Raw genomic sequence first — 13,899 nt, 5'->3', positions numbered from 1 at the left:
AGGAATGATTCCCACCTTGCGCAGTATCCGCCCACTGATTTTTATTTACCCGATTGTTCCTCCATAGAAGCGGCTATTTGCATCATTTCCGTAACTGGCAGATTTGCGCTTGTAATCCGGTACTCTACACCTTGGCTCATCCAGGTCAGTGTCTGCTGCTCATCCCCGCTAAGCAGGCCTGCGGTGAAGCCCAGATCGATCAGTGTTCCGGGAGCCAGCGATACCGCACGGTCCAGCGGCCGGGCTTCCATAATCGTATACTGGTAGACGCCGTCATAGCGGATCAGCACCGCATGATCCTTGCTGCCTTCAATCTTGTTGGTGTCCTTCAGCTTCACGCCTGCCGGAATATAATCCGGTTCAATGATCCCGAAGTCGCCCATCTCTGCCGTAACCGGCTCACCGGTCTGTCCGCCGTCTTCAGAGACCACCGGATTGCCTTCTTGATCCACTTCCGCCATCGTGTTCTCGGAAGGGCTTCCTGCGGCCATATTCTTCTGCATATCGAAGGAATCTGCAGTGAATTCCGGATCGAACTTGAAGTTGTCGAAGGTCACATTCACTACAACCTTGGCTTCGGAATCCGATACCTGCACCTGCTTCGGCTCATAGGTCTTTTTGTCCAGCCAGATCTTCTGGCGGACCAGCGCGCTGCTCTGATAGTTCGCCGCGACCTCGAACACATAATTATTCCCGTCCTCCACGAACTGACGGTTGTTATCGGAGACAATCCCCTTCAGCAGTGTCTGATACAGATATACCTGACCCTGGCTGTCCGGCCAGTCGCTCTGGAAGCGGAAGCTTTTGCCAAGGCTCGGGGTCAGTACGAAGACACCCTCATCATTGCGCAGCACAATCTGTCTCACATCCTTCTGGACATTCGACAGGCTGATCCGGTAATACGAAGGATTCTTGTACCATACCTCCACCTTGTAATCCTGCGGCTGCTCCCCGGTGTACAAGGTCATCGTGCCTGAGCCCTGATAAGCTCCCTGCTTGCTCTCCAGCTTGTCAGACACTTGATTCAGATCCTTGACCACAGAGGCGGCATCCTTCTTCCCGCACCCCGCCAATACTAAGGCCACGCTCATAATGATCGCGAGTACCCATGTTATCCGGCGCATGACATCATCCCCTTAACCTGTTTTGAATGCATTGATTAGTACATGTCTATGAGGGACTTGGCCTCAATATGCAGACGGGCATGACAAGCTTGAAGAGAAGTATTCAACCGGCCGTGAACCGCTCCTGTCCCCCCCGAATCTAACAATCTATGTATGGTTCCTCTTATTTCCTTTTATATAGTAGAAACACCATTTCAAAAAGCACCAGCCCGCACTCCCCGCCACGCTCCGGGGTTGCAGTCTGATGCTCTGATTATTCTTGTGGACGCTGTTATTCCAAGAGGATAAAAGCTCCTCTGCCTACTGTAGTTTTTATAGGAATTACTGGCTATGCGGATTATTGCTGAACGCCATGTTTGCTTTTCTCAAGCATGCTCCTTCTTCTCGGTCAAAAAGTAGATCAGCGCCAGCACCGGAAGTGCCAGCCCGATCAGGGTTGTCAGACTCCAGCCGCCGTAAGCATACGCCCAGCCCCCGAGGGATGATCCCACCGCTCCTCCAATGAAGAAGATCGCCATGAACAAGCCGTTCAGCCGCCCCCGGGTCTCATTGCCCAGTGAGTAGATCGCCCGTTGTCCCAAGACCAGATTGCCGGACACGCTCATATCGAGCAGAATCGCTGTCAGCACCAGCAGACCGAGGGTAAGATTGGAATCATCCCGGAGCACATAAGCCAAAATAAAGGATACCGCGGCCAGCGAAATGCCAACACCGGTCAGCAGCCGGGTCCAGCCCTTGTCAGCCAGTCGTCCCGCAATTGGAGCGGCAACCGCTCCGCCTACACCAGCCAGGGCAAACAGGGCGATACCCTGCTGGGAGAGATGATAGTAGTCCGACAAGTACATGGGAACTGTTGTCCAGAACAGACTGAAGGCACCGAACAGGCTCGCTTGGTATAAGGCGCGGCGCCGCAGCACCGGCGTATGCATGAGCAATGTGCCCAGAGAGCGGAGCAATTGTCCGTATCTCAAGCCGGGAGCGGGCTTCCGGGCGGGCAGGACACGGGCTAGCAGCAGTGTCAACAGCGCAGTCACGACAGCCGAGACTATGAAGATGGACTGCCAGCCCCAGAGTCCGGCTATGAAGCTGGCAACCGGGCGGGCGAACATAATGCCCAGCAGCAGTCCGCTCATTACATTGCCTACTACGCGGCCGCGATCTTCCTCTGTGGCCAGATAAGAGGCATAGGGGACCAGGACCTGCGCTGCTACCGAGCCCAGACCGATCAGCAAGGAGGCGGCCAGGAACAGCGGTGCATTCGGTGCCAGGACGGACAGCGCCAGGGCGGCCACAACCAGAATCAGCGACATCACAGTCAGCCGGCGGTTCTCAATAATATCGCTGAGCGGGACAATGAACAGCAGTCCGGCTACGTAACCGATCTGCGTCAGCGTAACGATTAGCCCTGTCGCTCCGGCCGACAGATGAATCGCCTGCCCGATCGGCCCAACCAGCGTCTGGGTATAATAGAGATTCGCCACGATCAGTCCACAGGATACGGCCAGCAGAAATGTGATCCAGCCGGGGACCGCCTTTTGGATAACAGGGGATACTGTTTGTTGTTGCACAGGAACTTCAGCCTTCATTTGAAACTCCACCTTCCATTTTTTAAATACTGAACGCTAAGTACATTAATTCTTATGAACAAATAATATACTAAACGTTCAGTATTGTAAATAGGCAATTTTATGTTATACTCCATTATAGTTGAGTTCATTCTTATAGGAGGAATCACCATGGAGAAAAAAAGAGGACGCCCGCGCAACACCGAGGCCAAGAACGCTATTCTGAACGCTTCATATGAATTATTGCTGGAGACCGGCTTCGGCGCAGTTACCGTGGAGAAGATTGCGGAGCATGCCCAGGTCAGTAAGGCAACGATCTATAAATGGTGGCCGAATAAAGCGGCGGTGGTGATGGACGGTTATCTATACGCTGCTAACGCCAGACTTCCGATCCCCGATACCGGTTCCGCCAAGGAGGACATTCTAATTCATGCGGGGACGCTCGCGCAGTTCCTCACCAGCCGGGAAGGTAAAGTCATTACAGAGCTGATCGGTGAAGGGCAATCCGATGCCGGACTGGCGGAGGCATACCGGAGCAGGTATTTCGGCCCGCGCCGCGAGGAAGCCCGGAAGCTTTTTGAACGGGGGATCGCCCGGGGGGAGCTGAAGCAGGGACTCGATATCGGAAGTTGTATCGACTTGATCTATGGCCCTATTTTTTACCGTCTGCTGCTGACCGGTGGCGACATGAGCGCAGACTCTGTCAGATCCCTGGTGCTGCTTGCCCTTCAGGCGCTTGAAGCTTGAGACTCCTGCAAGACTACTATATAAGATATGGGAATTTGCATTTGTCCAGGCACAATGCGGGATGGGCAATACTGAGCTAGGGCTGTAACAGGCTTGTCTTATCTTTGTTAACAGAACGTGACCCGCAGGCGGAGTTTTTCATTTATAATACAAGAGATTGGAATTTCCAGACTCCGGAGGTTATCTTATGAAAAAATTAATTACCGCTGCCGCTATTGCCCTGCTCCTCGCAGGCCATGCGGCGGGTTCATCCATAGAGATTGCTCATTCTGCTGCTGCTCCCCTATCCCTTGCTGTGGACGGACAAGCCGTTCTCCACGGGACTCCCCCCTTCCTTTCAGGCGGCACATTATACGTACCTGCCCGCGCGCTGCTGGAATACTACCCGATAACGCTGCAATGGAATAACAACCTCAAGCAGCTTACCCTATCCACAGGCTGGGATAAGACGATTCTTACGCCCGGCAGCGCTTCCATGCAAGTGACTTATACGCAAACGGACGGAGGATACCAAGAGGATCTGGACTCTCCTGTGCTGCTGAAGGCAGGCCGTGTATACATCGCGGCAGCTACGTTGGATTCCCTTACGGGAGCTGTTACAGAACTGACAACGGGAGGAAGCCGGGTTACCATTACGCCGGGCAGTCTTAGCACAACCGTCAGAGTCCCCGCAGCTCCCCTTGCCGTTGCAGAGAATAATTCCAAGGTGAAGCTGTACGCTGCGCTCAAGGACGGCAATACCTACAAAGGATTCATTCTTGAAGTGAACGGGAAACAGCAGCGCTTCAACTGGACCGTATCCAGAGACTACTCGCACCCCCCTCAGCTCTTCTATGCCGATGTAGATTCGGACGGCAAACCGGAAGCTACGGTTGTGTTCACCCTGGGCACCGGTACCTCGCTGGTTGCACAGGAGGTTCATGTCGTGAAGCCGGAGCAGGGAAAGGAGCTCTCCGTGCCTGCTGCGGACGAGGCCGCCCGTGCAGCAGTCTCCTCCAGTATTGTGCTGGATCAAAAGGACGTCCTGCTGAAGCTTGAGCTTACAGGACTCAAGCCGTCCAAGGTGACGCTCAGACTCCCGGACCGCGCTGAGGACGGCCTGAAGTATTTCGGCAGCAAAGCGGCCATTGGCGCAGTAACCTACTACTCAGTAGAGAATAACAAGCTGCTCGCAGATACCAGCTTAATGGTCGGCATGACCGAGAGTGTCGGTACCCTGAAGCTGGAATATAAGGCAGGCAAGGCGGGGATGGAGCTGGGGTCTATTGCTTTTGAGCCGGATGAACGGGGTGAAGCCATTGTGGAGTAATCATCCGTTGCCGGAAGGAGGGGCTTGCAAATGATTGATGCCCATATTCATCTTGACCAATATGAGGAGCACATGCTGGCGGGGCTGAAGGATCAAGGCATTGAGGCCCTGATCGCGGTCTCCATGAACCTCGCTTCCAGCAAGCGCACCCGGGAGCTCGCAGCCAGATATCCCGGCCTGGTGAAGCCGGCTTACGGCTTCCATCCCGAGCAGCCGCTGCCTGCAGAGGATGAGCTGGACGCGCTGCTGAAATGGATTACTGACCATGCGGATAGTATGGCCGCTATTGGTGAAATCGGCCTTCCCTACTACTCCCGGGCGGAAGCTATCGCACGCGGCGGGGCCTGGGAGATGGAACCCTATCTCGCGCTTCTTGACAGACTTCTCGGGCTTGCCGCCCAATTAGCCATGCCGGTCGTGCTGCATGCTGTCTACGAGGATGCATGGACCGTCTGCGATTTGCTTGAGCGGCATGGCCTTACACAGGCCCACTTCCACTGGTTCAAGGGCCCTGCTGCTACCGTTGAGCGGATGATTAGCCGCGGTTACTTCATCTCCTTCACTCCCGACCTCCTCTACGAACCGGAGATTCAGGAGCTGGCACGCCGCTATCCGCCGGAGCTGGTCATGGCGGAGACGGATGGCCCCTGGCCATTCGAAGGTCCCTTCGCCGGGCGGTCCACCCATCCGGCCATGGTGCATGACGTCGCCGCCGCCTGGGGGGCGCTGCATGGATATTCCGTTCCAGAGGCCCAGGCCCTGCTGACGGCCAACACAAAACGATTCTATGGGCTATATGGCTAGCCACTCTACTTAAGTACAGCATCAGACCTGATTAAAGTGCAGGCGAAATGCTTAAGTGTATTCATACATTTAAACTGCCTCATTATCCGGGAGCTCACCTACTCGGGCAGATTTAGTTGTACAACTACAGTTAGAAGTGGAAATCCTTCCTTTTGACTGTTTTTAAATGTACATAATACAACTAGCCCTGAATGTTAGCTTCGACCAAACTAATCCAATTGCCCTTAGGGCCCTTAACGCTGGTCCCGATAATCAATTAACAGCTGCTGCATTTTTTCCACCGTGCCGTCTTGATGAGGAACATGGATGGATACGATCAAATTTGAGTCGTTCAAATACTGAAACGATACAAGATCGAAATTCAATTTCCCGAGATTCGGACAATGCAGCGTCTTCGGAGCATCTATGGCATCGAGAATCTCATGAGAGTCCCAAAATTCACGAAACTCACTGCTAACCTTGGACAGTGCCTCGAACTGCTCAGACCACCAAGGGTCTTCGCCGTGTCGCGCATATCTGGCATGGAAAGTAGCAACGATTCGCCTGGCATGCATTTCCCATTGCTCTCCCTTAACGTAGCGAAAACGGGCAGAAGTAAACGTCATCCAGACGAAATTCCGTTCACTCTCCGACATAGCCGCGAGATCCCCATTCATTGCACAGTAGGCTTCATTCCAGGCAATGATATTCATATGCGCATCCATGACATTTGAAGGTGACAGAGTTTGGCTATCCAAAAAACGTTGAAGTTCCGCTGTTACCTTGGAGGGTTGATGAGTATTGATCAAGGGAAATTGCTTCCGAGCCAGATGGTACAGATGCCTGCGTTCTGCTTCATCTAACCGAAGCACTTCTGATATTCGGTCAAGTACGTCAGCGGATACGTTGATAGGACGCCCTTGTTCCAAGTAGGTGTACCAATCCAACCCTACATCTGCCAGCAGGGCTACCTCACTGCGGCGAAGTCCGGGTGTACGTCTGCGTCCGGATTCCGGCAAACCCGCTTGCTTAGGAGTCATTCGTTCACGGCGTAAGCGCAAAAAACGAGACAATTCCCCGTAACGGTCCAGTCTGTCCCCCATAATCTCCTCATGCCTCCTATCTATTCTTGAACGTAGGATTCCCAATCCTACGATAACCAGATATCTCCCTAACCTCGTTAGGCTCATGTACACTAGTCTATGTCCTCCATAGGAGAAGAGCAAGAATGGATAGGACAAGTTTACATTAGTCTTGGGGGGATTAAGATGTTTGAGCATATGGTGCTATTGAAATTTAAGCCTGATGTTTCTATTGCAGAGCAAGAAGACGCTGTTAGACGCGCGCATGATTTTAAGGGGGAAATTCCAGGTATCGTAGATCTTAGCTCGGGGATTAACGTAACGGAGGAAATCGAGCACACACAGGGGTTTACGCTGGGGATCAGAGTTACTTTTGAGAATCAGCAGGCTTGCCGGGACTACATTCAACATCCGCTACATCAAAATTTATTGCAATCCATAGGCCCATTTGTTGAAGGAATCATCGTTATTGATTATCCGTTTGGGGCCAGCTGATCAAGATAAGCTAAAGAGGCAGCCGATCTCGTGAGTCGGCTGCCTTCTTGGATTTATTGTGTTATTGTCACCTTTTAGCGTAATGACTATCACTTTTTAGTAGTGACTATTCTCAAAAATCTCCAAGTAAAGTAGACCATTATTCCAAGTAGCATTAAACCAGAGAATTCAATTACTCTCCCTAATGGACTATATTCATACCCGAATGTGATTTTGTGTTGCAAATAATCCACCGTCGTATACCTATCTACAATGTCTGGAACATAGTTCTTTGTTACATACATCCCACGGATAATCTGAACGGCAGAATAAACACATGCAAATATTAGTCCAACAATTAAGCTTCGAAATAATGGATTTTTCATACTGACCTCCTTGTACTCCTCACTTCATTTTACCATTTTATTGTAATAACGATAACTATTCTACCCCTTATCTTACAGAAGCATCCGCCGGACAGATGTTTCATCTTCTTTGAACTCCATGACATAAATATCCGGCTTGGTCGTCTGCAATAAGAAGTCCAGACCATATTCCGGGGAATAATGGCCCAGCATCAAGGACATCACCATACCATGGGTTCCAATGGCCACTCTTTTCCCTTCATGGGTCCGCAGAATGTCCTGCAGCGCCTTCACTGCCCGCGCCTGGCATTCCCGGTTCGATTCCCCGCCCGGCAGGGCATAATCCGGATTAGTGTACATCTTTTGGAGTTCTTGGTATAAGTCTTCGTCAGATAGCTGCTCGTTACCCTCCATCCAGACCTTTTCTCTCAGATCATCGATCAGAATGATTTCCTGCTCAAGCTTATCCGCCAAATCCGCAATCGTATCGACCGCCCGGATATACGGGCTGCTGTACAACGCATCTATCCCTTCATCCTTCAGGCATTCCATGACCCGCAGGGCATCCTCTTTCCCCTTGGGCGACAGGCCGCGCGTCCATTCATCCACCCCGGTCCGCAGGGAATCCCCGTGTCTTACCATGTAGATATAAGTTGTTGTCATACGTTCCTCCTGTGTCTCTACTATTGCACCGCTCCCTGGACGGCGCTCTCAGCCGTCTTGCTTGCCACCGGCCAGAGCTGGCGCTGAAGCAGCAGCCCCGCTCCCCCCAGAATCAACAGCAGCAAACCAATGTTGACAAATATACGGGCCGGACCCGCATACTGAACCAGCACACCGCCCAGCAGAGGCGCTACAATCAGCACCGCGCTGAGTACAGTGTTCTGAATGCCGAAGATTCGGCCGGTCATGTGCGGCGGGGTTTCTTTTTGCAGACAATAATTGAACGTCACCATAAACATGCCGTTGCCGATCCCCAGCACAAAGCCGATGAGCAGCACCCACAGAATTGACGCCCCCGGCTGAAGCAGGCCCAGCGCCGCAATCGCCCCGCCAATCAGCACATACCCCAAGCCCAGCTTCCAGCCATACCCGTCTTCGGATCTCAGCTTGTTCAGAACCAGAATGATCAGCACGGCTCCTGCTCCCGTGGCGGCAACCATCCAGCCCAGCAGCGCTTCCCGCTCCGGGGCGAAGATCCGGAACAGACTGGTGAACTGAAAATCAACCACCTGAATGACCAGTGCACCGGCGAGTCCGAATAACATCGCGGTCAGCAGCAGCCGGCTGCGCAGCAGAAAGCTCCAGCCTTCCCGCCACATTGTAAGAAGCGGAATTTTGCCTTCATGCGCTTCAGACTGCTTACTGTCTGCTTCATCAGTGCGGTTATCTTTGATCGACAACAACAACAGATAGGAGCAGCCGCGCAGCAAGGCATTCAGCAGGATACACCACTGCGGCGTAAGGAAGGCGAGCGCCAGACCTCCGAGCAAGGGACCTGCGATTTTGGAGCCCTGGTTGACCAGTCCGTTGAGTGATGAGGCTTGCAGCAACTGGTCTTCTCTCACGAGACTGCGGGTCAGAGACTGCTGGGCCGGCATATTCAGCGTGGACAGCGCGGAACGCAGGGCCAGCAGCGGCAGCAGCCAGACCATACTCGGCGCGAACAGCACCAGTAGGGTCAAGAGCGCGGTCAGCAGGTCGCAGGTACGCATCAGCTTCAGCTTGTTCATTCGGTCGGCGGCCGCGCCGGCAACCGAGCCGAGCAGAATGCTCGGCAGTGCCAGCGCTACCGGTATGAGCGCCAGCATCAGCGGGCTGGCCTGCCAGCGGTAGCCGACCAGCACCTGAATGGCTATCGCGTCGAACCAGTCGCCGAAGCTGGCGGTGGCGAATGCGGTGTAAACCCGCATGTACGTTTTGTTATGCAGCAGGCTTGTTCCCTGCTTGGTTGAAAGCTCCATCTCACATTCCTCCAGATTATCTGTAATCTTAGATGATCCATCTATGATCTTAAGATAACTGAGGATTGTCAGAGAAATATCAGAGGGCTTCCGGCAGCCCCAGCAGCAGATCCTCAAGCGTCTGCTCCAGCCGGGGCAGGCCGCAGGCTTCAAGCCCCGTAATGAACAGTTTCTCATATTTGCGGTCCAAGGAGCTTCCCGCCAGGAACATGCGGCAGAAATGATGAATCCGGTAGATCGAATATAGCCGCAGCGGCACGAATCCCGACATATCCATCACCTGCAATCCCTCCTGGATCAGCTTGTCCCCCTCTGCCCATTGTTCCCGCCGCAGCGCCCAAAGTCCTTTTACCACCTTATAGCTGCCAATCTCACGCAAAAATGGCTTATCCCGCAAGATCTTGCTGACGGCTTCATCCAGCCGTTCCAGCTCTTCATCTCCGGCACCCCCGACAAGATGGATGAACAGCTCCGTAATCATCGTGACGGGTATGAAGTTCTCGAACCCGGGTCCTGCGATAACCTGATAGGTGCGTTTCAGGCGTTCCAGCGCCTGCTGCGGCCGGCCGGCCAGGGTATACAGATCCAGCATCGTCAGAATCTCCAGTTCCAGCTGTTCAGGGGCGTTCAGCAGACTCCGCTCTATGAGGCGCTCGGCGTATTCCACCTTCTCCTTGGGATTGCCAGTGAAGAAGTAGAACAAATTGAGGTAAAAGAGCCGGTCCTTCAGCGGAATCTCGTCCGTATGAATCAGCCACTCCAGATCTCCCTGTACGAAATGAACAACCATCGCATAATGCGGGTCCAGCTCATAGCCAAGGATGTCCTGCTGGCGGGCCAAAGTCAGCATCGATTTGCCCTGGCCGTACACATGGAATTTCGAGAAGACCTCGCGCATGGTTTCCCGCAGCCCAGAGTCATGCGTTGCCGGATTCACCGCCACACCCTCCAGACTACCGGGAATAGTCAGACTGTAGCCGAAGCCGCGGATCGTCTTAATGTCGATCCCGCCTAACGGCCTCAGCTTCTTGCGCAGCCTGTAGATATGGTCGTCCACCGTCCGCTCCACCGGATACTCCATCGGCCATACTTTATCCAGCAGCTGCTCCCGGCTGAAGGTCCGCCCCCGGTTACGGTACAGAAACTGCAGCAGTGCGAACTCCTTGGGCAGCAGTTCTACCGTTAATCCTCCGGCGGATACCTTATATTCACTTGCGATCAGCTCCAGATGCATGGCCGTGCCTCATTTCTTCTGATTTCTTTCATAAGAGAAAGTATACATCATGCGTTGACTTTATTTAAGTACTCGCAACTGGTTAAGGCGGCCTGGCTCACGCACCAGCGATTTTTCGATTACATTTGGCCTACGCGCCGCCTTCGGTCCCATTGTGATCGGTTTTTCGATTACATGCCTGTAAACGGAACAATCCCCCTGCAGTTGTCGCTGCAAGGGGATGCATAGTTACTCTAAGATGCTCTGAGCTGACTACCCAGCCATATTATTAATGGAATCCTGCTCCGAGAACACGGAGATGTGATCCACAGTCCCGGTGGATTCCGGGATGATGAATTTGAGCTGATACTGCTTGTTGGCCTGATAAATATAGATGTTATGCTCGCCATTCACGGTGGTGGCATCCGGCTTCCCGAGCACTTCTTCAATCTGCTCCAGTGTCAGGTTACGCAGATCCGGGGCGCTCGAGCGCACATCAAAAATCTTCATCCCCTTGTTAAAACCAAATACCACACTCCTCTTGGAGTAGGTGGAATAGACTCCCTTACCGGCCGACTCCTTCAGATCCGGTTCTCCCCAGGCTGCTTCTACCTCATCGATCATCCCGCTATGCGCAGCATATTCGACGCCGGGCACCTTGCCCTGCTTGGCTAGCTCCAGCAGTTCCTTCAGCTGTTTGCTCCGCTCCTGCGGGGTGGCGGGAGCCACGGTATCCGCTTCAGCCCCGGCAGCCTCAGTGACCGTAGACTCTGTAGTGGCTCCGGCGGCGGCTCCAGGGTCAGCAGTTACCGGCTCTGCTCCCTCAGCAGCGCCGTTATCTGTATCCGATTCGCTTACCTGCGCACCTTCTGCTGCCGATGAAGTGCTATCCCCGGGCTGCACAGTTGCTGTAGCAGCAGCCGTATTGCTTGACGATGGTTCCGTTTTGCCGGAATTACAGGCTGTAAGGCTGAGCATCGCCCCAAGGATAAGAATGCCGACGCTTGCTCTGAATGTTGTAATCATGATGCCATCTCCTTCGTTATGGGTAACATCCTCTTTTGTCTAAACTGTACCCCTCTGACGCCGGGATGGTAACAAAGGTTGCTATATAGCATGAACTTAAAGTTAAGGGAAATCCATCATGTCTGTAACTCCGGCACAACCAGCGGCAGCAGAATCAGCAGCAGTGCAGCGGCAAGCAGCCCCCGGGTCCACCCCGTCTTCAGCTTCCGGTTCTTCTCCGAATGGTACCAGCCCTTGAACTGCCAATAGTTGCGGTACATCACAAAGAACACCAGCAGATTACCGGGCATGGCAGTGTACAGGAAGCCTTCCTCTCCATATGACATTTTGAATACCCACTGCTCCACGCCCCCCAGCACAAGCAGCGTAAGCACCAGCAGAATTAACATCCGCAGCATCTCTACAATAAACGTTGCCATTTTACCCATAATGTCCTCCTATTGAGTGAATTTAATTACGAGTTTCCAGCGCCCGCTTTGCCTGCACAACCCTGCCCACATGCTGCAAAATCTCAAGATTATGCTGCACGATGATCCGCTTAGCCTGATACTCTTCGGTTAATGCCATAATCGCAGGAATACTCTCCCTCCTGAAGCTGCGGTTCCATTCCAGCAGCATGACCCGGAGATACTTGAACGACTGCTTATAATTTCCCTGCTCCAGCCCCAGCCTAGTCTTCATGAACCTGCTGATAACCCGTGCATCCTGTACATAAGCCTTAGGCTGAATCAGAAAAATCAGATCCGCTTGCCGGAAGCTGTCCGTTCCCCATTTGTAGTGTACGCCTTCTATAATCCACGATTCCGTATCCATAGCTTCCGCGAGCTTGGCATCCCGTATCTCCGGGGAGTTCTTGGTATTGTCCCTGCGATCCCAGACAAAATTATCCGTTTCATAGCACGGAATTCCGTAACTTTGAGCTAATTTTCGGGCGATATATGTCTTTCCGCTCCCGCAGCCGCCTATAATCCGTACTCTAATCTTCAGTCCCTCCCTTGGCAGATCTGAATAGAACCACTCTCTTACTTACATTCTCTTTGTATCCTGTTACTCCTCTTCCCCGCTTAAAACTGAAGCCAGCCCATCAACGAGATCGGCTGGCTTCTGGAGCCGCAGTGTATGGCGGCATATGGGTTGGATAATCCTTAGCTAGCGCAGCGTCCTGCTACGTTACAGCTTTACTGCTCCCTCTTCGGCATTCCAGGTGAACGGCAGGCCGAACAGCGGCGTTAGGCTGCCCAGCGGAATGTACAGGCGGCCGTCTATACTTTTGGAGGCAAGCATCTCTACTGTTTTGCCGTTCACTTTTGCCTTCGTGCTGAGCGGTTTGTGAACGGCGGTATTCTTGCCTACTGTGATGATGAGCGCTCCGGTTCCCGCCTCCTGCATCAGGCTTCCGCCCAGCAGCTTCACGGATTCACTCAGTGGAATATACACCCGCGAATCCTCCAGCAGGAAGGAATTCTTCACCGGCAGCTTCTTCCCGCCCTTGACAAAAGCTCCCGCAATCATCGTAGACCCCAGCCGGTAGCCGTTCTTCTCGGCAATGCCCGCCATCTCAAGCCCGGAGGTTGTAATGATTACCCGGGTATTCTTCTTAATCTTCGGATACAGCCAGTGAATATCGTCATTGTGCATCCGGATGCATCCGGCGCTGACATATTTACCGATAGAAGATTCATTGTTGTTGCCGTGAATGGCATAGGTCGTGCCGTAAGTATCATTTACCTCCAGCCCCAGCCAGCGGTCCCCCAACGGATTGGCCGGATCGCCTCCGGGAATCTTATCCTTGTAATAGGGTCTGTTCTTGATTTTGACTACCATCCGGAAGCTGCCTTCAGGCGTCAGGCTCTTCGTCTTGCCGGTAGCGACCGGGAAGATCTTCACCAGCTTGCCATCGCTGTAATAAGCCAGTTTGTTCGTTTTTTTGTTCACGATGATCAGATCTGAGGACGATGATGCCGCTTGCGCCGATCCTGTGAAGCATGCGGTCAAAAGCATAATAAATACCAGTGTAAGTGCGATACTTTTCGGGAAATACGTTCGAATCCGGTTAGCCTGTTCCTGCTGATTCATGGTTGCCCCACCTCCGGGTAATGGATGATCCTGGATTGTCTTTTCTACATAGACGTTCATTTGCCGCAATAGTTGCAGAGCAGCCTGTACCTATTCTTATCAACTTGTCCCGCCCGGGTTGACGCAACGTTTGCAGAATTGTAACCGTTCCGTGCGAAGCGTCTCCCGTCC

Annotated in this window: 14 protein-coding genes; 4 read left to right on the top strand and 10 right to left on the bottom strand. The window is 53.0% G+C overall.

Annotated elements, in window-relative coordinates; translation table 11 throughout:
- Positions 1–41 precede the first annotated feature (41 nt).
- Positions 42–1,124, bottom strand: coding sequence for a LolA family protein (locus MHH28_RS28170; RefSeq protein ID WP_405107897.1), 1,083 nt, complete (start codon positions 1,122–1,124; stop codon positions 42–44).
- A 365-nt stretch (positions 1,125–1,489) separates the two neighbouring features.
- Positions 1,490–2,710: an MFS transporter gene (locus MHH28_RS28165; protein WP_405107894.1), complete on the bottom strand. Its 1,221-nt coding sequence runs from the start codon at positions 2,708–2,710 to the stop codon at positions 1,490–1,492.
- 150 nt (positions 2,711–2,860) lie between these two features.
- Between MHH28_RS28165 and MHH28_RS28160 the strand changes: the two genes are divergently transcribed.
- The 3 genes from MHH28_RS28160 (at position 2,861) to MHH28_RS28150 (ending at position 5,549) form a co-directional block, all read left to right on the top strand.
- A complete protein-coding gene (locus MHH28_RS28160) occupies positions 2,861–3,436 on the top strand; it encodes a TetR/AcrR family transcriptional regulator (protein ID WP_405107890.1) in 576 nt (191 codons plus the stop codon).
- 187 nt (positions 3,437–3,623) lie between these two features.
- Positions 3,624–4,745 carry a stalk domain-containing protein gene (locus MHH28_RS28155; RefSeq protein WP_405107887.1) on the top strand — a complete coding sequence of 374 codons (1,122 nt, stop codon included), beginning with the start codon at positions 3,624–3,626 and terminating at the stop codon, positions 4,743–4,745.
- Positions 4,746–4,775: 30 nt separating this feature from the next.
- Positions 4,776–5,549: a TatD family hydrolase gene (locus MHH28_RS28150; RefSeq protein WP_405107884.1), complete on the top strand. Its 774-nt coding sequence runs from the start codon at positions 4,776–4,778 to the stop codon at positions 5,547–5,549.
- A 233-nt stretch (positions 5,550–5,782) separates the two neighbouring features.
- On the opposite strand, the gene MHH28_RS28145 is transcribed toward MHH28_RS28150, so the two are convergent.
- Positions 5,783–6,631 carry a helix-turn-helix transcriptional regulator gene (locus MHH28_RS28145; RefSeq protein WP_405107883.1) on the bottom strand — a complete coding sequence of 283 codons (849 nt, stop codon included), beginning with the start codon at positions 6,629–6,631 and terminating at the stop codon, positions 5,783–5,785.
- 165 nt (positions 6,632–6,796) lie between these two features.
- On the opposite strand from MHH28_RS28145, the gene MHH28_RS28140 reads away from it, so the two are divergent.
- The gene (locus tag MHH28_RS28140; RefSeq protein ID WP_405107880.1) at positions 6,797–7,105 is read left to right on the top strand and encodes a Dabb family protein; all 309 of its coding nucleotides are present in this window, start codon (positions 6,797–6,799) and stop codon (positions 7,103–7,105) included.
- 437 nt (positions 7,106–7,542) lie between these two features.
- Here the strand turns inward: MHH28_RS28140 and MHH28_RS28135 are convergent, their stop codons facing one another.
- The 7 genes from MHH28_RS28135 to MHH28_RS28105 all read right to left on the bottom strand — a co-directional run bounded on the left by MHH28_RS28135 (position 7,543) and on the right by MHH28_RS28105 (position 13,728).
- Complete coding sequence (locus MHH28_RS28135) at positions 7,543–8,112, bottom strand: histidine phosphatase family protein (RefSeq protein ID WP_405107877.1); 570 nt, start codon at positions 8,110–8,112, stop codon at positions 7,543–7,545.
- 20 nt (positions 8,113–8,132) lie between these two features.
- Positions 8,133–9,413, bottom strand: coding sequence for an MFS transporter (locus MHH28_RS28130; protein WP_405107874.1), 1,281 nt, complete (start codon positions 9,411–9,413; stop codon positions 8,133–8,135).
- Between the two features lie 79 nt (positions 9,414–9,492).
- Positions 9,493–10,647: a winged helix-turn-helix domain-containing protein gene (locus tag MHH28_RS28125; protein WP_405107872.1), complete on the bottom strand. Its 1,155-nt coding sequence runs from the start codon at positions 10,645–10,647 to the stop codon at positions 9,493–9,495.
- Positions 10,648–10,899: 252 nt separating this feature from the next.
- Positions 10,900–11,652: a DUF4309 domain-containing protein gene (locus MHH28_RS28120; protein WP_405107869.1), complete on the bottom strand. Its 753-nt coding sequence runs from the start codon at positions 11,650–11,652 to the stop codon at positions 10,900–10,902.
- Between the two features lie 116 nt (positions 11,653–11,768).
- Positions 11,769–12,080, bottom strand: a complete 312-nt coding sequence (locus MHH28_RS28115; RefSeq protein WP_405107866.1) for a hypothetical protein — start codon at positions 12,078–12,080, stop codon at positions 11,769–11,771.
- 22 nt (positions 12,081–12,102) lie between these two features.
- Positions 12,103–12,465: a hypothetical protein gene (locus MHH28_RS28110; RefSeq protein ID WP_405107863.1), complete on the bottom strand. Its 363-nt coding sequence runs from the start codon at positions 12,463–12,465 to the stop codon at positions 12,103–12,105.
- Between the two features lie 357 nt (positions 12,466–12,822).
- Positions 12,823–13,728: a L,D-transpeptidase family protein gene (locus MHH28_RS28105; protein ID WP_405107860.1), complete on the bottom strand. Its 906-nt coding sequence runs from the start codon at positions 13,726–13,728 to the stop codon at positions 12,823–12,825.
- Positions 13,729–13,899: the final 171 nt, after the last annotated feature.

It is taken from the genome of Paenibacillus sp. FSL K6-1217, from assembly GCF_045040735.1.
Classification (GTDB): domain Bacteria; phylum Bacillota; class Bacilli; order Paenibacillales; family Paenibacillaceae; genus Paenibacillus_AQ.
This window is presented reverse-complemented; position numbering and strand designations above follow the sequence as displayed.

Bases quoted from the DNA above. Each gene is read 5' to 3' on its own strand.
- MHH28_RS28170 (WP_405107897.1), bottom strand. From the start codon at position 1,124: ATGCGCCGGATAACATGGGTACTCGCGATCATTATGAGCGTGGCCTTA.
- MHH28_RS28165 (WP_405107894.1), bottom strand. From the start codon at position 2,710: ATGAAGGCTGAAGTTCCTGTGCAACAACAAACAGTATCCCCTGTTATC.
- MHH28_RS28160 (WP_405107890.1), top strand. From the start codon at position 2,861: ATGGAGAAAAAAAGAGGACGCCCGCGCAACACCGAGGCCAAGAACGCT.
- MHH28_RS28155 (WP_405107887.1), top strand. From the start codon at position 3,624: ATGAAAAAATTAATTACCGCTGCCGCTATTGCCCTGCTCCTCGCAGGC.
- MHH28_RS28150 (WP_405107884.1), top strand. From the start codon at position 4,776: ATGATTGATGCCCATATTCATCTTGACCAATATGAGGAGCACATGCTG.
- MHH28_RS28145 (WP_405107883.1), bottom strand. From the start codon at position 6,631: ATGGGGGACAGACTGGACCGTTACGGGGAATTGTCTCGTTTTTTGCGC.
- MHH28_RS28140 (WP_405107880.1), top strand. From the start codon at position 6,797: ATGTTTGAGCATATGGTGCTATTGAAATTTAAGCCTGATGTTTCTATT.
- MHH28_RS28135 (WP_405107877.1), bottom strand. From the start codon at position 8,112: ATGACAACAACTTATATCTACATGGTAAGACACGGGGATTCCCTGCGG.
- MHH28_RS28130 (WP_405107874.1), bottom strand. From the start codon at position 9,413: ATGGAGCTTTCAACCAAGCAGGGAACAAGCCTGCTGCATAACAAAACG.
- MHH28_RS28125 (WP_405107872.1), bottom strand. From the start codon at position 10,647: ATGCATCTGGAGCTGATCGCAAGTGAATATAAGGTATCCGCCGGAGGA.
- MHH28_RS28120 (WP_405107869.1), bottom strand. From the start codon at position 11,652: ATGATTACAACATTCAGAGCAAGCGTCGGCATTCTTATCCTTGGGGCG.
- MHH28_RS28115 (WP_405107866.1), bottom strand. From the start codon at position 12,080: ATGGGTAAAATGGCAACGTTTATTGTAGAGATGCTGCGGATGTTAATT.
- MHH28_RS28110 (WP_405107863.1), bottom strand. From the start codon at position 12,465: ATGGATACGGAATCGTGGATTATAGAAGGCGTACACTACAAATGGGGA.
- MHH28_RS28105 (WP_405107860.1), bottom strand. From the start codon at position 13,728: ATGAATCAGCAGGAACAGGCTAACCGGATTCGAACGTATTTCCCGAAA.